General features: G+C 68.9%; 21 protein-coding genes and 1 other RNA gene. All 22 read right to left on the reverse strand.

The window, feature by feature from the left end; genetic code table 11:
- On the reverse strand, window positions 1-540 hold the full coding sequence (gene acpS, locus B5F23_RS03910; protein ID WP_087351999.1) for a holo-ACP synthase: 540 nt from the start codon (window positions 538-540) through the stop codon (window positions 1-3).
- A 2-nt stretch (window positions 541-542) separates the two neighbouring features.
- On the reverse strand, window positions 543-2393 hold the full coding sequence (glmS, locus tag B5F23_RS03915) for a glutamine--fructose-6-phosphate transaminase (isomerizing) (RefSeq protein WP_087352001.1): 1851 nt from the start codon (window positions 2391-2393) through the stop codon (window positions 543-545).
- Window positions 2394-2473: 80 nt separating this feature from the next.
- Window positions 2474-3811, reverse strand: coding sequence for a phosphoglucosamine mutase (glmM, locus tag B5F23_RS03920; RefSeq protein ID WP_087352003.1), 1338 nt, complete (start codon window positions 3809-3811; stop codon window positions 2474-2476).
- A gap of 310 nt (window positions 3812-4121) precedes the next feature.
- Complete coding sequence (gene rpsI / locus B5F23_RS03925; protein ID WP_087352004.1) at window positions 4122-4517, reverse strand: 30S ribosomal protein S9; 396 nt, start codon at window positions 4515-4517, stop codon at window positions 4122-4124.
- A 3-nt stretch (window positions 4518-4520) separates the two neighbouring features.
- Window positions 4521-4961, reverse strand: coding sequence for a 50S ribosomal protein L13 (gene rplM, locus B5F23_RS03930; RefSeq protein ID WP_075278931.1), 441 nt, complete (start codon window positions 4959-4961; stop codon window positions 4521-4523).
- 200 nt (window positions 4962-5161) lie between these two features.
- Complete coding sequence (locus B5F23_RS03935) at window positions 5162-8029, reverse strand: TIM-barrel domain-containing protein (protein WP_087352006.1); 2868 nt, start codon at window positions 8027-8029, stop codon at window positions 5162-5164.
- Window positions 8030-8038: 9 nt separating this feature from the next.
- On the reverse strand, window positions 8039-8941 hold the full coding sequence (locus tag B5F23_RS03940) for a patatin-like phospholipase family protein (RefSeq protein ID WP_087352009.1): 903 nt from the start codon (window positions 8939-8941) through the stop codon (window positions 8039-8041).
- 111 nt (window positions 8942-9052) lie between these two features.
- Window positions 9053-9421: a transfer-messenger RNA gene (gene ssrA / locus B5F23_RS03945) on the reverse strand.
- 360 nt (window positions 9422-9781) lie between these two features.
- Window positions 9782-9922, reverse strand: coding sequence for a rubredoxin (locus tag B5F23_RS03950; protein WP_087352011.1), 141 nt, complete (start codon window positions 9920-9922; stop codon window positions 9782-9784).
- Window positions 9923-10009: 87 nt separating this feature from the next.
- On the reverse strand, window positions 10010-10522 hold the full coding sequence (locus B5F23_RS03955; protein WP_087352013.1) for a flavin reductase family protein: 513 nt from the start codon (window positions 10520-10522) through the stop codon (window positions 10010-10012).
- A gap of 41 nt (window positions 10523-10563) precedes the next feature.
- On the reverse strand, window positions 10564-11079 hold the full coding sequence (smpB, locus tag B5F23_RS03960; RefSeq protein ID WP_087352015.1) for an SsrA-binding protein SmpB: 516 nt from the start codon (window positions 11077-11079) through the stop codon (window positions 10564-10566).
- Window positions 11066-11944: a tetratricopeptide repeat protein gene (locus tag B5F23_RS03965; RefSeq protein ID WP_087352017.1), complete on the reverse strand. Its 879-nt coding sequence runs from the start codon at window positions 11942-11944 to the stop codon at window positions 11066-11068. The genes smpB and B5F23_RS03965 overlap by 14 nt, the downstream gene beginning before the upstream one ends.
- Before the next feature lie 66 nt (window positions 11945-12010).
- Window positions 12011-14083: a ribonuclease R gene (gene rnr / locus B5F23_RS03970; protein ID WP_087352019.1), complete on the reverse strand. Its 2073-nt coding sequence runs from the start codon at window positions 14081-14083 to the stop codon at window positions 12011-12013.
- A 564-nt stretch (window positions 14084-14647) separates the two neighbouring features.
- Entirely contained in the window at window positions 14648-15586 is a 939-nt protein-coding gene (ftsX, locus tag B5F23_RS03975) for a permease-like cell division protein FtsX (RefSeq protein ID WP_087352022.1), read from the reverse strand.
- Window positions 15573-16595, reverse strand: a complete 1023-nt coding sequence (gene ftsE / locus B5F23_RS03980; protein WP_143786354.1) for a cell division ATP-binding protein FtsE — start codon at window positions 16593-16595, stop codon at window positions 15573-15575. The genes ftsX and ftsE overlap by 14 nt, the downstream gene beginning before the upstream one ends.
- A 188-nt stretch (window positions 16596-16783) precedes the next feature.
- Complete coding sequence (locus tag B5F23_RS03985) at window positions 16784-17725, reverse strand: transketolase family protein (RefSeq protein WP_087352024.1); 942 nt, start codon at window positions 17723-17725, stop codon at window positions 16784-16786.
- Window positions 17726-17728: 3 nt separating this feature from the next.
- A complete protein-coding gene (locus B5F23_RS03990; protein ID WP_087352026.1) occupies window positions 17729-18550 on the reverse strand; it encodes a transketolase in 822 nt (273 codons plus the stop codon).
- Window positions 18551-18619: 69 nt separating this feature from the next.
- The gene (locus B5F23_RS03995) at window positions 18620-19303 is read right to left on the reverse strand and encodes a transaldolase family protein (protein WP_087352027.1); all 684 of its coding nucleotides are present in this window, start codon (window positions 19301-19303) and stop codon (window positions 18620-18622) included.
- 122 nt (window positions 19304-19425) lie between these two features.
- Entirely contained in the window at window positions 19426-20067 is a 642-nt protein-coding gene (locus tag B5F23_RS04000; protein WP_087352029.1) for a ketohydroxyglutarate aldolase, read from the reverse strand.
- Window positions 20068-20110: 43 nt separating this feature from the next.
- Window positions 20111-21007 (reverse strand): dihydrodipicolinate synthase family protein, encoded by an 897-nt coding sequence (locus B5F23_RS04005; RefSeq protein WP_087352031.1) that lies wholly within the window; start codon window positions 21005-21007, stop codon window positions 20111-20113.
- A 29-nt stretch (window positions 21008-21036) separates the two neighbouring features.
- Entirely contained in the window at window positions 21037-21645 is a 609-nt protein-coding gene (locus B5F23_RS04010) for an SIS domain-containing protein (protein ID WP_087352033.1), read from the reverse strand.
- A 46-nt stretch (window positions 21646-21691) separates the two neighbouring features.
- Window positions 21692-22381: a hypothetical protein gene (locus B5F23_RS04015; RefSeq protein ID WP_087352034.1), complete on the reverse strand. Its 690-nt coding sequence runs from the start codon at window positions 22379-22381 to the stop codon at window positions 21692-21694.
- Window positions 22382-22399 lie beyond the last annotated feature (18 nt).

The following is a 22399-nucleotide window of genomic DNA, read 5'->3' on the forward strand; positions in this document are numbered from 1 at the left end:
CTACTCCTTCGAAGCTGTCTTCCCGACCTCGTCGAGCCCAAGCTCGGCAAGCTCGTCCTCCTGCACGCGCTCGAGCTCGTCGAGCACGGCACGGGCCTCCTTGAACGAGCTCGCGAGGGCACGCTCGGCGTCCTTGCGGGCGTCCGGCGCGGGACGGACGTCGTCGGTGACGGCGATCGCGTTTGCCACGGCGACGTCGTGGGTGTGTGAGATGGAGAGTGCAATCTCCCGGATGCCGCGCTCGCGGGCGAGCTCGGCCGCGCGGCCGGAGAGCAGCGCGCGGGGGCGGCCCGACTCGTCGCGCGTCACCGAGACGTCGCGGAAGCCGACGCCCTGCGAGAAGCCCGTCCCGAGCGCCTTGACCACCGCCTCGCGCGCCGCGAAGCGCGCGGCGTAGTGCTCGGCGGGCCGGGCGCACTTCTCGCAGTAGGCCCGCTCCTCCTCGGTGAAGACGCGTCGGGCGAAGTTGGGCCTGCGCGCCAGGACGCGCTCCATACGCGAGATCTCGAGCATGTCGACGCCGATTCCCGCCGTCGCCATGGCTACTCCACCGTCACTGACTTGGCGAGGTTGCGGGGCTTGTCCACGTCGCAGCCGCGGGCGCGGGCCACGTAGCGGGCAAGCATCTGCAGGTGCACCACCGCCACGATCGGGACGAGGAGCTCGTCGGAGACGGGCGGGATCCACAGCACGTGCTCCACGAGCGAGGCCACCGCCTCGTCGCCGTCGGTGGCCACGGCCACGCACACGGCCCCGCGGGCGATGACCTCCTGGATGTTGGAGACCGTCTTGTCGTGCACGCGGTCCTCCGGCACGATGGCCACCACCGGGAACCCCGGCTCCAGAAGCGCGATGGGGCCGTGCTTCATCTCGCCGGCAGGGTAGGCCTCGGCGTGCAGGTAGCTGATCTCCTTGAGCTTGAGCGCCCCCTCGTAGGCCGTCGTCGAGTTGACGCCTCGCCCCAGGAAGAGCGCGGAGTGGGCGCGACGGAAGAGGGACGCGGCGCGCTTGTCCTGCCAGGAGCGGGAGATCACCTCGCGGATGAGGTCGGGCAGCGCGCAGAGCTCGCGGTAGTGACGCTCCACCTCGGCGCGCTCCATCTCGCCGCGCGCCTCGGCAAGCCGCAGGGCGAGAAGCGCGCTCGCGACCATCTGGGCGGTGTACGCCTTCGTGGAGGCCACGCAGACCTCGGGGCCGGCCTGCACGTAGAGCGTCCCGTCGGACTCGCGCGCCGCGGTCGAGCCGAGCACGTTGGTGATGGCAAAGACCTTGCAGCCCATCCCCCTCATGCGGCGCGCCGCGGTGAGCGTGTCGGCCGTCTCCCCGGACTGCGTGATGATGACGCAGAGCGTGTTGGGCGTCACGAGGACGTCCTGCTCGTAGTTGAACTCGGAGGCGTAGTCGCAGATGACCTGCACCTTCGCCCAGGTCTGGATCAGCGTGCGCGCGATGAGGCTCACGTGGTAGGACGTGCCGCACGCGATGAGGTATACGCGGTCGATCGCGGCGAGGTCGGCGGACGTCATGGAGAGCTCGTCGAGGTGGACGCCGTGCTCGCCCATGCGGCCCGCGAGCAGGCGCTCGATGGCCTCCGGCTGCTCGGCGATCTCCTTGGCCATGAAGTCGGCGTAGCCGCCGAGCGTGGCCGCGGAGGCGTCCCAGTCGATGTCGATGGCGCTCGGCACCTCGACGGGCATGCCCTCGTCGTCGAAGACGGTGACCCTGCCGGACGCCTCGAGGCGGGCCACCTGGCCGTTCTCGAGCTGGATGACGTGGGACGTGACGCTCGCGAGCGGGGTCACGTCCGAGGCGGCGTAGGCGCCGTCCTCGGTCGAGGCCACCACGAGCGGGGACCCATTGCGCGCGCAGACGATCTGGTCGGGCACGTCGGCGCAGACCACCGCGAGCGCCCAGGAGCCCTCGAGCCGACGGCACGCGTTTCGCACGGCGCTCACGAGGTCGCCGGCGGAGGGACCCGCCCACGCGTCCTCGATGAGGTGCGCGATGACCTCGGAGTCGGTGTCCGAGACGAGCGTGTGCCCCGCGCGCTGGAGGTACCCCCTCAGCTCGCGGAAGTTCTCGATGATGCCGTTGTGCACGATCGCGATGCGCCCCGTGCAGTCCCGGTGCGGGTGGGAGTTCTTGTCCGTGGGGGCGCCGTGCGTGGCCCAGCGCGTGTGCGCGATGCCGGTTGTGCCCACGAGGTTGGCCGTGTCGCAGCGCTCCGCGAGCGCGGCCACGCGACCGGCGCACTTGACGCCGTGCAGCTCGTGGTCTGCGCCCACGACCTCGACGCCCGCAGAGTCGTAGCCTCGGTACTCGAGCGTCCTCAGGCCCTCGAGGAGATATCCGACGGCCTGGTTCCTACCGGTATAGCCAACGATTCCGCACATGCGGGCCTCCTCGGGTGGGCGCGTTTAGGGTACAGGTCTAGATTCTAGCAGGGCAGCGCGCGGCGAGAATAACCGATACGTTACGCCTTGAAGGGCTCCAGCGCCTCTAGGACGATGGCGTTGGCCTGCGCGCACAGCTCGTCCGTGGGGGCCTCGGCGAGCACGCGGACCAGCGGCTCGGTTCCGGAGGCACGCACGAGCACGCGGCCCTGCCCCGCGAGGAACTCCTCCGCCCTCCCGACCGAGGCGAGCACGCCCTCGTCGGACATGGCGGCGTCCTTGTCGGTCACGCGCACGTTCACGAGCTCCTGCGGGTAGAGCTTCACCGGCGCGCACAGCTGCGAGAGCGTCTCGCGCTCGGCGCGCAGCACCTCCATCACGCGCAGCGAGGTCATGATGCCGTCGCCCGTGCACTCGATGTCGCCGAAGATGATGTGGCCGGACTGCTCGCCGCCCAGGCTGTAGCCGTTCTCACGCATGCAGGCGTAGACGTTCTTGTCGCCCACCGCGGTGGTCTCGTAGGACAGGCACGCCTCGTCGAAGGCCTTGAACAGGCCGTAGTTGCTCATGACGGTGGGAACCACGGTGCCCGCGGTGAGCCGTCCGTGCTTGTTGAGGTAGACGCCGCAGATGTAGAGGATGAGGTCGCCGTCCACGACGTTGCCGCGCTCGTCTACCGCCAGGCAGCGGTCGGCGTCTCCGTCGTAGGCAAAGCCCACGTCAAGGCCCTGCTCCACCACGTGGCGACGCAGGCGGTCGATGTGGGTGGAGCCGCAGTCGACGTTGATGTTGAAGCCGTCGGGGCTGTTGTTGATCACGCGGACGTCGGCGCCGAGCGCGTCAAAGACCGGCTTGGCGACCGAGGAAGCGGAGCCGTTGGCGCAGTCCAGGCCCACCTTGACGCCCTGGAGGGAGAAGTTGGCGCTCGCGATGAGGTGCGCGATGTAGCGGTTGCGCCCCTGCATGTAGTCCACGGTGCAGCCGATGGCGTCACCGGTAGCGAGCGGGACCTCCACCTTGCCGTCGATGTAGTCCTCGATGAGCTCCAGGACGTCCTCGTCCATCTTGTAGCCCTCGCCGTTCACGAGCTTGATGCCGTTGTCGGTGTAGGGGTTGTGAGAGGCCGAGACCATGATGCCGCAGTCGAAGCGGCCGTCCACCGTCTCGTAGGCGACGCCCGGGGTGGGGATGACGTGCAGCATGTAGGCGTCGGCACCGGAGGCAACGAGGCCGGCCACGAGCGCGGACTCGAACATGTAGCTCGAGCGGCGCGTGTCCTTGCCGAGCACCACGCGGGCCTTCTTCTCCTGCCTCGCGCCGTAGTACCAGCCCACGAAGCGGCCGATCTTGAACGCGTGCTCGACGTTGAGGCCCTCGTTCGCGCGGCCGCGGAAGCCGTCGGTGCCAAAGTACTTCATTGCTGCTCTCCCCTCGGGGACGGTTACGCGTGCAGACCGGACCCATTGTTGCACAGAAACGGGGGCTGCCAAGAATCTCGACAGACGCGAGAGGCCCCGTCCTTCTCGCCGCGCGGGGCGAGAAGAACCGTCCGGGCCGCCATAACCCCGGATTCCTAAGCGGTCAGGGCGCGCGGCCTGCCATAACGCCGTTTTCCTAAGCACAAAAGGGGTGGCACGCCCCCGGAGAGGGGCGACGCGCCCTCCCGGCAAGCAAAAGGGCCCGCCGAGAAAAACTCGACGGGCCCGAAGGCACACTGCGATGCAGGGTTTAGCGCTTGGAGAACTGCGGGCGCTTGCGGGCCTTCTTGAGACCGTACTTCTTGCGCTCGACGGAGCGGGCGTCACGGGTGAGGAAGCCAGCCTTCTTGAGGTCCTCACGGTACTCGCCGGCGTCGAGAAGGGCGCGGGCGATGCCGAGGCGCAGGGCGCCGGCCTGGCCGGTGATGCCGCCGCCGTCGCAGTTGGCGAGCACGTCAAAGCGCTCGGCGGTCTCGGTCAGGCGCAGCGGGGCAACGGCGTTGTCCACGAGCTGCTGACGACCGAAGTACTGGGCAGCGTCACGGCCGTTGACGACGACCTTGCCGGTGCCGGGGACGAGACGAACGCGGGCGACGGCCTCCTTGCGGCGGCCGGTGCCGGAGTAGACAACCGTGTTCTCAGCCATCGGTTAGGCCCTCCAATCGATCTGGACGGGGTTCTGGGCCGTGTGCGGGTGCTCGGGGCCGGCGTAGACCTTGAGCTTGGTGCCCTGCTTGCGGCCGAGGGTGGTCTTGGGGAGCATGCCCTTGATGGCGTGCTCGACGACGCGCTCGGGGTGCTTCTCCATGGCCTCGCGGAAGCTCTCGAGCTTGAGGCCACCGAGGTAGCCGGAGTAGCGCCAGTACTGCTTGTGGTCCGCCTTGACGCCCGTGAGGACGACCTTGTCGGCGTTGATGACGACGACGAAGTCACCGGTGTCGGCGTTGGGCGTGTACTGGGGCTTGTTCTTGCCACGAAGGATCATGGCAGCCGTGGTGGCAAGACGGCCGAGCGTGGCGCCCTCGGCGTCGATGAGCACCCACTTGCGCTCGACTTCGCCAGCCTTGGCGAACTGAGTCGACTTCTTCACTTGACTCCTCCTACGTACCTGCATGATGACGGCTTCTGGACAAACCGTCGTGCTTTTTTGTCAGAGATTACGGGGCTCTGTGGAAAAGCTGTAAGAGTATAGCGCATGGCGCCACCGCTGAGCTGGTGAATTTTTCTTCCACAAGCCATTCAAATGCGGCTGCGCCCCTCGCCCCGCCCCGAGACCGGCCAAAAGGGGCGTCAGGCCCACAGAATCACCTCCTGCGCACCCTCCCCCACGTCCGCGCGCGCAAAGCGGACGCTCACGCGCGGCGCGCCGTGGACGCCGGCAACCATGGCGGCCAGCGCGCGCTCCTCGGCCGGCGCAAAGGTCTCGATCGCGGGAGCCTCCTCGAAGAGCCACACGACCTCGCCCTCCGCAGGCTCCTCGGCGAGAAACGCCGCGCGGTCCGCCACCTCGCGCACCGCAAGCTCGCGCCCGGCGCAGCGCGCCCCCACGGCCGCGGGGCGCGCCTCCACCTGCGCGCGCATGGTCGTCACCCTGAGCGCGTCGTAGCCCTCGTAGCCGCCCGTCGACGCCTCGGCGAGAAGGACCAGCCGCCCCGGCTCCTGACGCATGCGGAAGGTGGTCTCGACGTGGGCGCCGTAGGAGACGTCGTCCATGAGGCCGTAGCCCTCGACCCACCTCGCGCGGTTCTCGATCGAGGACCCGCCGTCCTCGTAGAGCACGTAGCGGCTCTCGCGGACGCCGTCGTCCGGGGCGGGGCCCTCCGGCCAGAAGTCGATTACGCGGCGCGTGCGGTCCAGCCCGTGCGGGTTCTTCTCGCCGGGCGGCATGGGGTTGTTGTGCGCCTCGTAGCGCGGGACGATCGCGCCGCCGCGCACGAAGAGGGGCAGCTTCCAGAGCGGCGCGTCAAAGCCGTCGAGCGTCTGCCCGCCCGCGTGGCGCTCCCCGGTGAAGTAGTCGAACCAGACGTCCTTCTCGCCGCCAGGCAGGCAGATGCCGTCACGGACGTCGTTGCCGAGCTCGTCTGCGCGCGTGCTTCGCCACACCGGGGCCACGAGCAGGGCGTCGCCGAGAAGAAACTCGTAGTTTGCCGCCTCGGGCGCCAGGTCCTCGCAGCCCGCGAGCGAAAGCGGCCGCACCATGGGCAGCCACGCGTCGCCGTTTGCGTCCGAGAGGCCCGCCGCCGCGGCCGCGCAGGTGTAGGCGTAGGGCATGAGCTCGCTCTTGAGCTTGAGGTACATGCGGCAGATGCCCGTGTGGGGATCGCCGTTTGCGTAGGGCAGCTTGGCGTAGGTGCCCCAGCCGTCCATGTCCAGGACGACGGGCGTGAGCGCCTTCCACTGGAAGTCGCGCGTGGCCACCACCGGGTCCCCGCCGAAGATGCCGTCCAGATCCGACGCCACGTTGGGGTTGCCCGACATCCCCTGCCCCAGGTAGGTGGGGATGTGCATGCGAACGTACTCCCAGTCCGTGCCGTCCTGGTCGCCCGACCACACCGCGCCAAAGCGCTGCGTGGCGGCCCAGCCGTCGAGCGTGAGGACGAAGGGGCGCCGACGCGCGTCCAGGCTCAGGATGTCGTAGGCCTGCTTGGTGCCGGAGAGGGCGAAGGAGTAGCCCAGGCCCACCCACTCCTCGTCTGTCTTGAGGGCGGCCACGCCGCCGCGCGTGGTCTCGGCGGCGAAGTCACGCAGGTTGTGCCAGGTCACGTCCTGGTTTGTGTCCGGCGTGATCTTGGACTGGGCCCACAGGCCCGTGGCCACGCCGCGCTCCGCCGCGTAGGCGGAGAAGGCCGCGAGGTTGTCGACGTTTGCCGCCACCGCCGCGAGGCGCTCTGGCGAGCTGGCGCCGTCCGCGCCCACGCCGCCCGTCATCTCATAGCCGTTGTGGCCGTAGCCCGAGCCGTAGCCGTCGTTGGGCAGAAACCAGCCGAGCGGCACGTCGTGGGCCGCGTGCTCGTCGATCACCGCGCGCGCCGAGAACTCGTACGGCGTCTCGCAGGAGAACCCGCCCGCAGACTCGCGGAGCACCTCGTCCAGGCCGTTGAGGGACTCGGCGACGCCGCGCCCCGGCAGCACGTAGCCGCGCACGCGCCCGTACTCGTAGCGCGTGCGGCCCTCGCCGCCCGCGGGCCCGGAGCCGTGGACGACCCAGGCCTTGCCCTCGGCCGCAGGAGCCCCCGCCACGGTGCCGCGCGCCTCCGCGGAAAGCGGCTCGGCAGACCACGCGTCACGGTTGTAGGCGTTGAGGTGCCCCAGGTAGAAGGCGTACTCGGGGAGAAGGACCGGCGCGCCCGTCACGCGGTAGTAGGCACGCAGCACGTCGCGCGCCGTCTCGGCGAGACCGGCCGCGGGCACGCCAGCGCGCCCCGCCACGAGGAGGTACGCGTCAAAGAGCCCGTCCTCGTGGGTGGCGCGCACGTCCGCGCCCGTGGCGGCAAAGTCGTAGGCACCGCACGCGAAGGTGTTTCTCAGCACGCCGTAGCCCGCGCTCGACCAGAAGAAGGGGCTCGGCGAGGCCACGTCGCCGTCCTGCCACTCGTTGCCGTTGACCGGTGCGCTCACGATGCTGATGACGCTGCCCGCGTGCTCGGCGCGGCCGTTTTGCGTGCCGCCGCCAAAGAACTTCTCGCCGGGGGCGCACGCCAGGACCTGCGTGGTCGAGTCCGCGCCCAGCTGCAGGGGCGCCGTCTCGCGCAGGGCCGCGCGTCCGTTGCGACGCACGCTCAGCAGCGCGTCCGACCCGCCGAGAAGCACCTCGGTGCCGCCGGCGGCCACCACGAAGGCGTCGCCCTCCTCGCGCACGCGCGCCGCGGGCCGCGCGTAGCGCTCCGAGTCGTCCGGCTGGGCCGGGATGCGCGCCGCGTGCTCCGGCGAGACGGGCTTCGCGTACGGAGCAAACGCGCCGGCGGGGTCAACCGTGTAGCGCACGATTCCCTCGTCGAGAAACGCGATGCGCCCCTCCACCGTGCGAGGCGCGGGCGCGCCGTCCTTCTCGCCAGCCGCTCCGCCCCGCTCGAGGGCGGAAAACGTGACGACGGCCACGTTGGGCCGCAGCGGGTCCGGCGCGACCGAGGTCACGCCCGTCAGGGTGATGCTGCTCATGGGTGTCCCCTATTCTGCGCAGAGAAACGCGTCGATCTCGGCCAGGCGTGCCTCGGCCTGACGGCGGCCGGCAACGTAGAGCTTGAGGAGCGGCTCGCCCGAGCGCTCAGAGTTGCCGACGGTCACCGGCTCCTCCGGCGCGATGACGAGGCAGCGCCCCCCGGCCTCGAGCTCCCAGAGGAGCTCGCGCTGGGCGTTGTAGCGCTCGCCGCGCGTGGCAAGCGCCTCGAGGTAGTACGGGTAGGCGTCGTAGAGGTGGGACTTCAGCGCGATGGCCTCGCTGCCCGCTCCGCGCACGAAGCCGCGGTCCTGCGTGAGCACCACGAGGGCGCGCTCTGCCGGAACGTGCCCCACAATCTCGCGCGCGCCGGGCAGGCCCATCGCCGTCTCGAAGGGGATGGAGTCGGTGGTGCCGCCGTCGAGGTAGCGGTGGCCGTCAATCTCCACGGTCTGGGACACCATGGGCAGCGATGCGGAGGCGCGCACCTTGACGATGTCGTCTGGGAAGCGGCGCACGCTCAGGTAGTCGGGCGTGCCAAAGGTCACGTCCGAGACCACCGCCCACATGGGCAGCTCGCTCGCGTTGAAGGTGTCCACGTCGCAGGGGTCGATGTGGTTCTGGACCTCGTCGTACATGAAGTCCGCGCCGGCCATGTTACCCGTCGTGGCGAGCGACCACAGGGACATGAAGCGCTTGTCGTCGCGGAAGGCGAGCATGTCGCGCATGGTGCGGCCGATCTGGCGCGAGCGGAAGTTGGACGCGTTGATGGCGCCTGCCGAGACGCCCCACACGCTGGAGAAGTCGTACAGCCCGCGCTCCTGGAGCACGTCGAGCACGCCCGCCGTGAACAGGCCCCTGAACCCACCGCCCTCGAGCACGAGCGCCGGCACGTTGGTCTTCTCGGTTGACATGGTGGCTCCCCTCGTCCGCGTTTTTCTCGGCACATTGTCGCACGGCCGGAGCGTGGCGCGCCAAACAAAAAGCGGGCGCCCCCGCGTGGGGGACGCCCGCCGATGCGCCTATGGTGGAGGTGCGGAGAATCGAACTCCGGTCCAAAGCAGATCCCTGACAGGTGTCTCCAGGCTCAGTCGCCGGTTGGGTCTCGGAGGCCGCGCACCCGGTGACCCGCGCTTGGCCTCCCAGTCGGTTCGGTCTTAGCGCGCGGCATACCGACTACGTCCGCGCGCGCATCTCCCTGAAATGACGTCGCCCCGGGAACGGGAGCAATCCCCGGTTAGACGCGCCGCTATCTAATTAAGCAGCGAGAGCCAGCTGAGGCTCGTAAGAGTTGTTGTCGTCAATTCAATTTGACGGTACCCCTGTTTAGCGTGGCGAGGAGACCACGGCCTGCTGCCCATCTCAGACCCACCCTGTCGAAACCAGTCACCCCCGGGTGGAATGGGAAGACTGCCACCATGCGGCTGTCAACGTACGGGCCGCTCGCGCGACCGTGGGGTCATTCTACCCGTTTTTCCCAACGTCTAGCCACGGTAGCGGCAAGTGAGCAAAACCTCGCACCCATTGTTTCTCTTTTTGGTCTATGACCACAAAACCCCAGTTGGCTGTCATGCAAAGAATAAAAACAAACAATGGGTGCGAGGTTTTGGCCCCACGGGGACCCGCAAGCCACGGTAGCCCGCACGCGCATCGCCGCCGAGAAGAACGTGCAGGTTGCAGACGCTTTTCTCGCCCACGCAAAGGGGCGGCCCCCCGCGGGAGACCGCCCCGTGCACCGCTGCTGGCGAGAAGGGCTACTCCTCGACGGGCTCGAACATGTCGGGGCCGACGCCGCAGACCTCGCAGACGAAGTCCTCGGGCAGCTCGGGAGTGTCGACGGTGACCTCCCAGCCGCAGACGGTGCAGCGGAACGTGTACTTCTTCTCATCTGCCATGTGGTGCTCCTCTCACTGGTCCAACGATCGTGCCGAGAAATGCTATCACAACGGTGGCGTTTGCCGCCCCGCGTTGCGCCGTGCGGGTCAGCCCTGCCCCGGGACAAAGGACGAGGCCTTGGGCGGCGTTTTGCCCTTGAGGGTGCCGTGGTAGTAGGCGTAGGTCATCGGGGCCACGTCGGAGAGGTTGCCCGCGTCCACGACCTCGCCCACGAAGGTGAGGTGCGTGCCCACGTCGACGGTCTGGACCACGCGGCACGCCACGTACGAACAGGCGTGCTCGGTGGGATACGGGTCGCCCGTGGCGGACACGGCACTCTCGATGCCGTCGAACTTGTCAAAGTCCGCCGACGTGCGGAAGCCAAAGCGCCCCACGAAGAGCATGTCCGCGGACTCGTCCACAACGGCGAGCGAGAAGTGCCCCGCGTCGCGGATGACGCCGCAGGTGTAGTTCTCCTTGTTCACCGTGACCGAGACCTGCAGCGGCGCGGACGTGACCTGCAGCCCCGTGTTGACGAGGCACGCGCCCACGCGCTCGCCGTCTGCGGCCGAGACCACGTAGAGCCCCGAAGAGAACTTGAACAGTGCGGTTGCGTCCATGCCCGTCTCCTCTCCTGATACGAGGGGGCCGTCCCCTCGTATCACCGGTTCAGCTCCTTGAGCGCGCGGGCGATCTCGCGGTCGGAGTCGCGGCGCGCCATGTCCGCGCGCTTGTCGTAGAGCTTCTTGCCGCGGGCCAGCCCGATGGCGAGCTTGACCCGGTTGTGCTCGTCGAAGTAGATCTCGAGCGGAACGAGCGCGAGGCCCTTCTGGCGCAGCTTGGCGTCCAGGTAGTCAATCTGGCGGCGGTGCAGCAGAAGGCGGCGCTTGCGGTCCGGGTCCACGTTCCACACGCCGCCGTTGGAGTAGGGGTGGATGTGGACGCCGTGCAGCCACGCCTCACGCCCGCGGATGAGGCAGAAGGCGTCCGTGAGCTGGCAGGCGCGCTCGCGCAGGCTCTTGACCTCGGTGCCCGTGAGCTCGATGCCCGCCTCGAAGGTCTCGTCGATGAAGTACTCGTGGTGCGCCGAGCGGTTCTTGGCGATGGTCCTCTTGCCGCCGGATTTTGCCTGCTGCGCCTGCTTGGCAGCCTGGCGGACGACCTTACTCTTGGCCATGGTCGCCCTCCCCGTCCGACGCGCCGGGCTCGGCGTCGCTCTCGCGGATGAGCTCGAGCAGGGCCTTCGCGGCCGGCTCGCCCACCAGGTCGCGCGCCCGCAGCGTGAGCGTCGTCGCCACGTCGCGCGCACCCGCCTCCGCGGCGTCGGTCGCGCACATGAGCAGGCACACGGCGATCTCCGCGTTGGCCCCGTCGGGCAGCCCCTCGGCGGCGAGAAGCTCGGTCATCTCGGAGTCGCTCACGAGGTCGGGGTCGCGCTCGGTGCCGGCCGCCTGGTTGAGGGCCGCGTCGAGCGCGGAGTCGCGCACGTCGAGAGCGCGCGCCGCGCGCAGGCAGGCCGCGGAGACGCGGGGCTTCTCGCTCACCTCGAACCAGCCCGAGAAGTTCACGAACGCCCGCACCAGGTGACGGGCGTCGCTCGCGCGCTCAAAGACGCTGTAGGTGAGGGCCAGGTACTCCTGCATGTCCCCCGCCACGCGGAAGAGGTCGGCGAGGTTGAGCCGGTAGCTGCAGTCCATGGGGTTCCAGCGCACCGCGCGCTTGAGCGCCTCGGCCGCCTCGTCGTAGTCCCCGGCCTGGACGCTCGCGAGGGCGAGGTCGTTGTAGAGGCGGTCGAGCGGCTCGCCCACGTCGCGCAGCTCGCGCGGGTCGTCCTCCACGCGCCGGTACGCCAGCCGCTCGAAGATCGTGGGGAAGCTGAACCACTGCACCTCGTCGGTGGTGGGGCAGTTGCGGTCCACGTACTCCTCGGCGTCCTCGGCGAGCCGGGCTAGAAGCTCGGCGGCCTGCTCGGGCTGCCCCTGGAGCATGAGGCCCTCGGCCCGCTCGAGCTCCTCGGTCAGCGTTGTCTGGTTCTGGCTCATCCATCCTCCTGGCGGCTGCGGCCGCACGGGTCCCCCGGGGTCCTTGCTAGGTAGTAAGTGTTCCCATTATCGCGCAGGCGTGTCAGCGCGGCGAGAAGTACCTCGCGGACGGTCCCTCCCACCACGCGCCAGGGCGAGGTCTATCTGCCCGCGGGCCACGTTCACGCCCGTGACCTCAACTGCCACGCGACGCCCGAGGCGCCACACCTCGCCCGACTCCTCGCCGGTGAGCGTCATGCGCACCTCGTCGTAGGCAAACCACTCGTCCCCGAGGGCGCGCACCGGCACGAGCCCCTCTGCGCAGGTCTCGTCGAGCGTCACGAAGACGCCGGCGCGCGTGCACCCCGAGACCACGCCCGACTCGCGCTCGCCGACGCGCCCCTGGTAGAGCTCGGCCATCTTGATCTTCTGCGACGCCCTCGCGGCCGCGTCTGCGGCGCGCTCGCGCTCCGAAGACGTGTGGCAGAGCTGGGGCAGGGCCGCGGCCTGCGCGCGCATCTCGCTCCCCTCCACGCGCCCGGCGAGAAGCGCCTTGAGGGCGCGGTGGACGAGCACGTCCGGGTAGCGGCGGATCGGCGAGGTGAAGTGGCAGTACGCCGGGGCCCCGAGCGCGTAGTGGCCCTCGTTGTGCGGCAGGTAGACCGCGCGGCGCTGCGCGCGCAGGAGCAGGGCGTTTGCCATGGGCGCGCCGCTCGTGCCGCGGGCGGCCTCGAGGATTCCCCGGATGGCGAAGGGGTCGCCGGCGAGAAGCCCCGCGGAGGCCGCGCCGTCAAGCAGGCCGAGCTCGCGCAGGGGCTGGACGCAGGCCTTGAGGTCGTCCTCCAGCGGCGGCTCGTGTACGCGATAGGCGGCCGGGGCCTCGGCGTCCGCGAGCCGGCGTGCCACGCACTCGTTGGCGAGCAGCATGGCCTCCTCGATAAGGCCCGTCGCGCGCGTGCGCCGGCGCACCGAGACGCCTGTGGGGCGACCCTCCCCGTCGAGCGTGACCTTTGCCTCCACGGTCTCGAAGTCGATGGCGCCGCGCTCCTCGCGCACCCGCTCGCGCAGGGCCCGGACCTCGTCGAGGGTACGCAGGAGCTCGGCGACCTCCGGGGCGAGGGCGGGGTTCTTCTCGCCCGCCGCGTCCTTCTCGCCGGCGAGAAGCGCGTCCACCTCGTCGTAGCTGAGACGAGCCGCGGAGCGAATGGCCGAGCAGCACATGCGGGCGCCCGTTACGTGCCCGCGCGCGTCAAGACGCATGACGACGCTCATGGCGAGCCGGTCCTCGCCCGGCCGCAGCGAGCAGACGTCGTTGCAGAGCCGCTCCGGCAGCATCGGGATCACGCGGTCCACGAGGTAGGCCGAGCACGCGCGCCGCTTTGCCTCGTTGTCCACGGGGGTGTCCGCGCCCACGTAGTGCGTGACGTCGGCGATGTGGACCGCAAGCTCAAAGCCCCCGTCCGCCAGGCGCCGCGCGCCGACCGCGTCGTCGAAGTCACGCGCGTCGGCGGGGTCCACGGTCACGCAGAGCTGGTCGCGCAGGTCGCGCCGGCGCGGGTCCGCGGCGAGGGCCGCGCCCACGTCCGCCACGATCTTCTCGGCCTGCCCGAGCACGGAGGCGGGAAACTCCCCCGGAAGCCCGTAGGACGCCACCACCGCCTCCACGTTGAGGTCGAGCTCGTCGGCAGCGCCCACACGCCGCTCGAGCGTCACGACCGGAGCGCTCCTGCGCGTGGGGTACTCGGTGATGCGCGCGAGCACGACGTCGCCCTCCGCCACGCCGAGGCGCGCGGGGCTCGGGTCCTCCGGCACGACGAAGAAGTCGTGGCCGATGCGCGCGTCGAGCGGCACCACGGCGCCGAGCGGCCCGGCCGGCGAGAAGCGCCCGAGGAAGGTCGTCACGGCGCGCGCGAGCACCGCGCGCACCACGGCACGAGGCGCCCGGCCGCGCTGTTCCACGATCGCGACCTCGACCTCGTCTCCGTTCATGGCCTCACGCTGCCCGTGGCGCACGAGCTCGAAGTCGCCCTCCGCCGTCTCCACGTGCGCGGCACCCGGTCGCGACACCACGAGCGTCCCCGTGAGCGTGCGCCCGCGCTGGCGCGGCCCACTCGCGCGGCCCCGGCGCCTGCTCCCGCGATGCGGCCTGCTACGTCCCATGGGCCTCCCTCCCCCGAGGTTCTTCTCGCCGTTTCTGCCGACCAGCTTATCCCATGCCACACCCAAGGGTGCCCCTCGCGTCGAGTGCGCGATATACGGGCATTTCCGTTTTGAGTTTACCGACACAAACTCAACGTTTCCGCAGTTGCTTTCAAAGGGCGTAGGTCTCAGGCCGGAGAGGTCATCCCGAATTTCGCGCACTCGACGGAAGGGTCCGAGAAGCTCGCACGGCGCTCAGGGTTGCTGCGAGCGCAAGTTTTTCTCGCCGCCGCCCCCTGCCTGTGTCAAACACCGCACTTTCAAGGGTCGGCAGTCCCGCAAAGACCCCGGCCCAATGGTTGTCAGCGGTTTTTCCGGGGGCGGTCAAGTACTACCGTGAAGGTGCCATTTCTCTACCAGCGCGTTCCCCGGCCTACTCGGGCGTGCCGGTAAAAACCACAGACAACCAGAAACCAAGGCCTCACGAGGGCCGCAGCGCCCCCGCCCCCCCTCCAAACACGGCGCAAAAAGGCCCCCGGACCGGGCAAAGCCGGGCCGGGGGCCAGACGGCGCGCTGGGCGGCAGCTACACCCTGAGGTAGCGCCTCATGGCGATCGCGGAGCCAAACAGGCCGATCACCACACCGATGACGAGCAGGGCGCCGAAGGTGGCGTAGAGCATCGTCGCCGGGATGTCGAACGAGAGGAACGACAGGTTGCTCGCGAGTACCGGCATCACGGCCTGGACGCCGCCGGCGAGCGCGGCGATGGCGAGCACCGCCGCGATGAGGGCCTCGATGACGCCCTCCATGACGAAGGGCCCGCGGATGAAGCCGTTTGACGCGCCCACGAGACGCATGATCGCGATCTCGCGCCTCCGCGCGGTGATGGCGAGGCGGATCGTGTTGTTGATAAACACGAAGGCCACGAACGTCAGCAGCGCGACGAGGATGACGGCCGCGACGCGGATGTAGTTGGTGAACTCGAGCAGGCGCTCGACCGTGCCCTGGCCGTAGAGCACGTCCTCGGACGCGCTCGACTCCGGGTCGTCCATGCCGTCGCGGACCTGAGCGAAGGTGTCATCGCTCGCGATGCGCTCGGCGGTGGCCTGGACCTGCTGGGCGTCGGTCAGGCGGATAACGAGCGAGGCCGGAAGCGGGTTCTCGCCGTCGAGGGCCGCCACCGCATCGCTCGCGTTGCGGTTGGACATGGAGGTGCGGTACTCCTCGAGCGCCTCCTCCTTGGACTTGTACGTCACGGACTCGACGCTGTCCCAGCTCTCGACCTCCTGCTGGAAGGCCTCGATGGTCGCCTGGTCGGCGTTGTCCGAGATGAAGGCCTGGATGGTGAGGCTGTCCTCGACACCGCCGAGCATGCTGTTGATCATGACCGAGCCCAGGATGAACAGGCCGATGATGAAGAGGGACAGGAAAATCGTGACGACGGCGCCGAGCACCGTGGTCCAGTTGCGACGGAAGTGGTGGCCCGTCTCGCGCAGGGAGTATCCGATGTTAGAGGGCGCCATAGTAGCCGTAGCCTCCCCTCTCCTGGTCGCGGACCACGTGGCCCGCCTCGAGCGCGATGACGCGCTTGCGCATGGAGTCGACCATCTCGCGGTCGTGTGTGGCCATGACGACGGTGGTCCCCGCGCGGTTGATCATGTCGAGCAGCTTCATGATGCCGAGCGAGATCGCCGGGTCGAGGTTGCCGGTGGGCTCGTCGCAGACGAGCAGCGGCGGGCGGTTGACCATCGCGCGCGCCACGGAGACGCGCTGCTGCTCGCCGCCGGAGAGCTGGTCGGGGAAGTGCTTCATCTTCTCGGCGAGGCCCACGAGGCGAAGCACCTCCGGGACCTGCGCCTTGATGACGGAGCGCGGCTTGCCGATGCACTCGAGGGCAAAGGCGACGTTCTCGTAGACCGTCTTGTCCGGCAGGAGCTTGAAGTCCTGGTAGACGGTGCCGATCTGGCGACGCAGGTACGGGACCTTCTTGTTGCGCATGCGCGTGAGGTCCTGCCCGGCCACGATGACCTGGCCGGAGCTGGCCTTGAGCTCGCGCGTGATGAGGCGCAGCAGCGACGACTTGCCGGAGCCCGAGTGACCAACCACGAAGACGAACTCGCCGGGGTAGATGTCGAGGCTCACGTTGTCGAGCGCGGGCTTGTTGGGCTGGGCCGGGTAGATGAGTGTGACGTTTTTGAACGACACGGTGGGGGTGCCGGTGCGCGGGACCGAGGGGGCGCTGTCGTCGCCCGCAAGCGACGAGTAGACGCTCTCGGCCACCGGACGCTCGGCCGGGTCCGCAGGCTCGGCCGCGGTGACGACGTGGACCGCCTCGACCGTCTCGACCGCGACCTCGGGGGCGGGCGCCTCCTCGGCGATCACCCCGCTCGTTGCGGCGTTGGCGGCGAGAAAGGCGCCGGTGTCGTCAGGCGACAGGACCTCTACCTGCGGAGCCGTCTCGGGCCTGACCGCCTCGTCGAGCGGCGTGCCCTCGGACCCCTGTCGCTCAGTGCTGCGAAAGTGACTGGCCACAGAAGCTCCTTTTCCTTGTCTCATAACGGACAAATACGCACATAGTCTAGCAAACGCCCAGCTTTCAGCACCGACCGCGAGCCCCGTCCACACAAAAGCAAAGACCTCCCCACTTCCACGTGGGGAGGCCAGGTATAAGACGAGCAACGTATTCACCAGGCGAGAAGAACCTCCCGCCGCGGCGCGGCCTAGCGGACGAACTCCTCCACCTCGCGCGCGATGCCCTCGGCGTCGAGGCCAAACTCGTGCAGCAGGTCGACCGCGGGGCCGGAGTGCCCGTAGGTGTCCTGCACGCCCACCTTGCGCACGGGCACCGGGCAGCGCTCGGCGAGCACGTCGCAGACGGCGCTGCCGAGGCCGCCGATCACGGAGTGCTCCTCGCAGGTGACCACGCGGCCGGTCTTCTCGGCGCTTGCCACGATGAGGTCCGCGTCGATCGGCTTGATCGTGTGCATGTCGATGACCTCGGCGGAGATGCCCTTCTCGGCCAGCGCCTCCGCGGCCTCGAGGGCGGCCTGGACCATGAGGCCGCACGCCACGATGGTGACGTCGGTGCCCTCGCGCATGACGATGCCCTTGCCCACCTCAAACTCAAACGTGTCCGGGTCATTGACCACCGGCACGGCAAGGCGCCCGAAGCGCATGTAGACCGGGCCGTCCAGCTCGTAGGCGGCGCGCACGGCAGCCTTGGCCTCGGTGTCGTCGCACGGGACGATGACGGTCATGCCGGGGATGGTGCGCATGAGGGCGATGTCCTCGTTGCACTGGTGGGTGGCGCCGTCCTCGCCCACGGAGATGCCGGCGTGCGTGGCGCCGATCTTCACGTTGAGGTGCGGGTAGCCGATGGAGTTGCGCACCTGCTCGAACGCGCGGCCCGCCGCGAACATCGCAAAGGTGCTCGCAAACGCCTTGCGGCCCGTGGTGGCAACGCCGGCGGCCAGGCCCATCATGTTGCCCTCGGCGATGCCCGCGTCGAAGAAGCGCTCCGGGTAGGCCTTCTTGAACGTGGCGGTGTGCGTCGCCGCCGCGAGGTCGGCGTCAAAGACCACGAAGTCGTCGTGCTCGGCGCCGAGCTCCACGAGCGCCTCGCCGTAGCTCGCACGCGTGGCGACCTTCTTCACGTCTGCCATTGCTTACGCCTCCTTAGAAAGCTCGGCCATCGCCTCGGCAAACTGCTCGTCGTTGGGGGCCTTGCCGTGCCAGCCGACCTGGTTCTCCATGAACGAGACGCCCTTGCCCTTGACCGTCTCGGCCACGATGGCGACGGGCGCGCCCTTGACCTCGCGGGCGGCCTCGAACGCGGCGCGGACCTGCGCCATGTCGTTGCCGTCGGCGAGCTCGATGACGTGGAACTTGAAGGCGCGGAACTTGTCCGCGATGGGCATCGCGGAGTTGACCTCCTCGATCGTGCCGTCAATCTGCAGGCCGTTGTGGTCCACGATCACCACGAGGTTGTCCAGGGCGTGGTTGCCCGCGAACATCGCGGCCTCCCAGACCTGCCCCTCCTCGATCTCACCGTCGCCGAGCAGGCAGTAGGTGCGGTACGAGTCCCCCCAGTGCTTGGCGGCGAGCGCCATGCCAACGGCGGCCGAGACGCCCTGTCCGAGCGAGCCGGTCGTCATGTCCACGCCGGGGGTGTCGTTCATGTTGGGGTGGCCCTGCAGGTGGCTGCCGATGTGGCGCAGGGTCTCGAGGTCCTCCTTGGGGAAGTAGCCGCGCTCGGCGAGCGTGGAGTACAGGCCCGGCGCCGCGTGGCCCTTGGAGAGGACGAAGCGGTCGCGGTCGGCCTTGTTCGGGTCGGCCGGGTCGACGTTCATCTCCTCGAAGTAGAGGTAGGTGAGGATGTCCGCGGCAGAGAGCGAGCCGCCCGGGTGGCCCGACTTGGCGGCGTGCGTCGCCACGAGCACCCCCTTGCGCACCTCGTTGGCAACCCTCTCGAGCTGTTCGTCGGTCATGGTGCCTCCCTTTCTAAAGACGTGCGGCGGGACCTGAGGCCCCGCCGCTCCGGTGTTTGCTGCCCTTCCCTACTGGGCGGCGACGACCTTGGCCCAGTCAGCGTCGAAGCTGGCCATGCCCTGGTCGGTCAGCGGGTGCTTGAGGCACTTCTTGAGCGCGCCGAAGGGCACGGTGGCAATGTCGGCACCCATGAGGGCGGCCTGCGTCACGTGGTTGGGCGTGCGCACGGAGGCCGTGATGATCTCGCAGACGTTGTCCACGTTCTTGCCGGTCCAGTCGTAGTTGCCGATGGCGGTCACGACGTTAGCGAGCTCGGAGATGCCGTCCTCGCCGATGTCGTCGAAGCGGCCCACGAACGGGCTCACGTAGCGGGCGCCGGCGTTGGCGGCGAGAAGTGCCTGCGGGGCCGAGAAGATCAGCGTCATGTTGATGCGGACGCCCTCGGCGGCGAGCGTGTGCGTGGCGGCCAGGGACTCGGCGCAGATCGGCAGCTTCACCACGATGTTGGGGGCCAGGCTCGCCAGGTGGCGGCCCTCCTCGATCATGCCCTCGGTGGTCTTGGCCTGGGACTCGGCGGACACGGGCAGGTCACCGCACATCTCGGCGATCTTGACCATGTGGTCCTCGAAGTCCGCGAGCTTGCCGCCCGTGCGCGCGTACAGCGACGGGTTGGTGGTGACGCCGGCCAGGCATCCCCAGGACAGGGCCTCCTTGATCTCGTCAAGATCGGCGGTGTCGATGAAGAACTTCATGATCTCCCCCTTCTTTGTCAGAGCTGACGTCTCTAAGTTACACGCGCGGCCCCCCGACTTCCGCCGAGAGGCCGCGAACGGTCGCATTTCACAGGGCGAACAAAGACCAGTTGACAGCCCTCTTACATCCCCGCGCGCGTCTCGTCGATGATGCGGCGCACCTCGGCGGCGTTCTTGGCGATGTCGTCGGCGCTGCCCTTGGTGAGCAGGCTCCCCATGCCGCAGCACTCGATGCCGGTCTTCACCCAGTCGGCGAGGTTGTCCAGGTTGATGCCGCCGGAGGCCATGAGCGGCATCCAGGGCGTCGGGGTCTTGAACAGGCCCACGAGCTGCTTGCCGTAGGTGTTGGAGATCGGGAAGCACTTGATGTAGGCCGCGCCGATCTCGAGGGCGTGGTTGGCCTCGGTCATGGTGGTGCAGCCCGGGGCATACGGAATCTGGTAGAGGTTGCAGATGCGCGCGACCTCGTCGGAGAGCATGTTGGCCACGATGAACTCCGCGCCGCTCATGATGGCCAGACGCGCCGTCGTGGCCTCCATGACGGTGCCGGCGCCCACGATCATGTCGTCGCCAAAGCGCTCCTTGATGCCGGAGATGACCTCGCCGGCGTTGGGCAGGGTGTAGCTGATCTCCATCGCGCGCACGCCGCCCTTGAGCAGGCCCTCGGCGATCTCGCAGCCACGCTCCACGGTGGGGACGCGCACCACGGCAAACGCGCAGGTGTCATAGAGCGCCTTGGTCACGGTGGCCTTCTGAAGAATCATGGGATGCTCCTTTCGCATCGACTTTGCCTGGCGAGAAGAACCCCTACCTGTGGGAGATGCCGTAGTGGTCCAGCATCGCGACGGCCTTCTCGTCCACGCCCTCGGCGACCTCGGTGACCGGGAAGCGCGCCGGGCCGACCTCGTAGCCGGCCAGCTCGAGCGAGCGCTTGAGGGTCTGCGGCGTGGAGCCGAGGTGCAGGACGTCGCGGATGGGCTCGATCTCGGCCTGGAGGCGGGCGGCCTCCTCCCCGTCGCCCGCCTCGAGAGCCTTCCACAGGTTGACGACGACCTCGGTGATGAGGTTCGCCGTGCCGGCCACCGCGCCGGACGCACCGAGCGCGTGGGCCTCGGAGATCTTGCCGTCGGAGCCGACGAGGACGTCGACGTCCTTGCCGGCCGCGGCCTCGATGTAGGCCTTGAGGTTGTCCATGTTGCCCGAGGAGTCCTTGACTCCCTTGACGTTGTCGATCTGAGCGACCTCGGCCACGACCTCGGGGGAGATGTTCTTGCCCGTGGCCTTGGGGATGTTGTAGAGCATGACCGGGATCTTGACGCTCTCGGCCACCATGCGGAAGTAGGTGGCCACCTGCACGTCGGAGATGCCGAGGAAGTACGGGTTGATCACGGAGAGCGCGTCGGCACCGATGGCCTCGGCGCGCTTCGACATCTCGCACGCCTCGCGCGTGGAGCAGGCGCCCGTGCCCACGTACACCGGCACGCGGCCCGCGACCTTCTCGATCACGAACTTGGAGAACTCGATCTTCTCGTCCGGGGTGCAGACGTGGAACTCGCCGTTGGAGCCAAAGGTGAAGATGCCCGAGGCGCCGCCCGCGATGAGCTTCTCGACGAGCTTCTCGCCCGCCTCGTAGTTGATGGTCTGGGCGTCGTCGCGGTTGAACGGGGTGACCATGGGGACGATGATGCCCTGGAACTTGGACATGTGCGTTTCCTTTCCTCGTGGCGACGCTTCTACTTGCCCTCGCGGATCGAGGCGCCGAGCGCCCCGCCCGGGTGCCACTTGACGTACTGGGTGGGCTCGAGGCCGTAGTCGTTCTGCAGCAGGATCGAGAGGCACTGGAGCTCCAGGATCTCGGCGAGGATGGAGGCGCGCGGCGGCTTGTTCATGGAGTCGCCCTCCTGGTCCACGCCAGCGATGAGCGCGACCTCGGCCTCCTTGGCCAGCCAGCTCTCGGGGTTGCCCGTGAGCGCGATGATGTGCACGCCCACGCCCTTGAGGCAGGTGACGGTGCTCTTGAGCTCGCTCGTCTCGCCGGAGTTGGAGATGGCGATCACCACGTCGCCGGGCTTGGTCTGGCCGGCGGAGCCGTGCACGCACTCGGTGCCGTGAAGCTCGTAGGTGGGGGTGCCGGTGGACGAGAAGAGCGACGCGGCGTAGCCGGAGACGTGACCCGGCTTGCCGATGCCCGTCACGTGCAGGCGGCCGCCGGCGGCCTCGCTCTGCTGAATGAGCCTCTTGGCCGCGGAGAGCGCCTCGAAGTCGATGCCCGCGACGTACTTGTCGAGGGAGCCCCTCACGATGTCGAGAAACTCGACGACCTGCTCCTTGTCGGTTGCCATTGATCCTCCTTACCTAGAAGGCCCCGCGGGGCCCGCTTCCAAATGACTACTTCTTGGCCTGCTTCACGTGGTGCGCGCGCAGGATCCCCAGGATCTGCTCCTCCAGGGCGTCGAGCGTGCCCGCCATGAAGGGGCGGTTGATGTCAACGAAGTGAAAGCCCGAGGGGTGGGCGACCCAGTCACCGGAGAGCAGCAGCCTGAGCGCGCTGCCCTGGCGGATGAGCTTGTACGCCTTGACGCCCCCGTAGGGCACCGAGAGGGCTCGCTTGGCGTCCGTGCTCACGTAGATGCGCACACCGCGCTCGCAGAGGTCGACGACCCCCACGTGGCGCGCGAACTTGCCCAGGCGGCGACCCATCGCCTTTGACGAGAACCACGCCACCGGAAGGCCCACCACGACCAGCGTCAGGTACGCCACGTTCTGCGCGATCTGCGTGGCTCCGATGCCGCCCAGCACGAGGAACAGGCCGAAGAACGCGAGCAGCAGGTAGGCGATGCCCTGCACCAGCAGGCGCGTGCGGTCCTCCTCCACGGCGAGAAGAACCTCGCCCAGGGAGTCCCCCGCCCCCTCGCGGGCGGCCGCCTCCTTCTCCTCGGGCTTCTCGCCCTCCCCCATCGATATTCCGACGAAGTCCCCGAGGTCCTCGCGGGCCACCTTCTGGGCCGGCGTGAGGGTCTGCTCGGCCGCGTTGGGACGCTTCTTCTCGGTACCGCTCTTTTTCCTGTTCTTGGACATTTCTTCTCCGGGTCGGGC

Source organism: Olsenella sp. An188 (genome assembly GCF_002160255.1).
Taxonomy (GTDB): Bacteria; Actinomycetota; Coriobacteriia; order Coriobacteriales; family Atopobiaceae; genus Thermophilibacter; species Thermophilibacter avistercoris.

Excerpts from the sequence above, each read along its gene's own strand:
- B5F23_RS03935 (WP_087352006.1), bottom strand. The coding sequence starts at position 8,029 with ATGAGCAGCATCACCCTGACGGGCGTGACCTCGGTCGCGCCGGACCCG.
- B5F23_RS03965 (WP_087352017.1), bottom strand. The coding sequence starts at position 11,944 with ATGAGCCAGAACCAGACAACGCTGACCGAGGAGCTCGAGCGGGCCGAG.
- glmM (WP_087352003.1), bottom strand. The coding sequence starts at position 3,811 with ATGAAGTACTTTGGCACCGACGGCTTCCGCGGCCGCGCGAACGAGGGC.
- ftsX (WP_087352022.1), bottom strand. The coding sequence starts at position 15,586 with ATGGCGCCCTCTAACATCGGATACTCCCTGCGCGAGACGGGCCACCAC.
- glmS (WP_087352001.1), bottom strand. The coding sequence starts at position 2,393 with ATGTGCGGAATCGTTGGCTATACCGGTAGGAACCAGGCCGTCGGATAT.
- B5F23_RS03985 (WP_087352024.1), bottom strand. The coding sequence starts at position 17,725 with ATGGCAGACGTGAAGAAGGTCGCCACGCGTGCGAGCTACGGCGAGGCG.
- B5F23_RS03995 (WP_087352027.1), bottom strand. The coding sequence starts at position 19,303 with ATGAAGTTCTTCATCGACACCGCCGATCTTGACGAGATCAAGGAGGCC.
- B5F23_RS03955 (WP_087352013.1), bottom strand. The coding sequence starts at position 10,522 with ATGGACGCAACCGCACTGTTCAAGTTCTCTTCGGGGCTCTACGTGGTC.
- B5F23_RS04010 (WP_087352033.1), bottom strand. The coding sequence starts at position 21,645 with ATGGCAACCGACAAGGAGCAGGTCGTCGAGTTTCTCGACATCGTGAGG.
- rnr (WP_087352019.1), bottom strand. The coding sequence starts at position 14,083 with ATGGGACGTAGCAGGCCGCATCGCGGGAGCAGGCGCCGGGGCCGCGCG.
- smpB (WP_087352015.1), bottom strand. The coding sequence starts at position 11,079 with ATGGCCAAGAGTAAGGTCGTCCGCCAGGCTGCCAAGCAGGCGCAGCAG.
- B5F23_RS04000 (WP_087352029.1), bottom strand. The coding sequence starts at position 20,067 with ATGATTCTTCAGAAGGCCACCGTGACCAAGGCGCTCTATGACACCTGC.
- B5F23_RS04005 (WP_087352031.1), bottom strand. The coding sequence starts at position 21,007 with ATGTCCAAGTTCCAGGGCATCATCGTCCCCATGGTCACCCCGTTCAAC.
- acpS (WP_087351999.1), bottom strand. The coding sequence starts at position 540 with ATGGCGACGGCGGGAATCGGCGTCGACATGCTCGAGATCTCGCGTATG.
- B5F23_RS04015 (WP_087352034.1), bottom strand. The coding sequence starts at position 22,381 with ATGTCCAAGAACAGGAAAAAGAGCGGTACCGAGAAGAAGCGTCCCAAC.
- B5F23_RS03990 (WP_087352026.1), bottom strand. The coding sequence starts at position 18,550 with ATGACCGACGAACAGCTCGAGAGGGTTGCCAACGAGGTGCGCAAGGGG.
- B5F23_RS03940 (WP_087352009.1), bottom strand. The coding sequence starts at position 8,941 with ATGTCAACCGAGAAGACCAACGTGCCGGCGCTCGTGCTCGAGGGCGGT.
- B5F23_RS03950 (WP_087352011.1), bottom strand. The coding sequence starts at position 9,922 with ATGGCAGATGAGAAGAAGTACACGTTCCGCTGCACCGTCTGCGGCTGG.
- rpsI (WP_087352004.1), bottom strand. The coding sequence starts at position 4,517 with ATGGCTGAGAACACGGTTGTCTACTCCGGCACCGGCCGCCGCAAGGAG.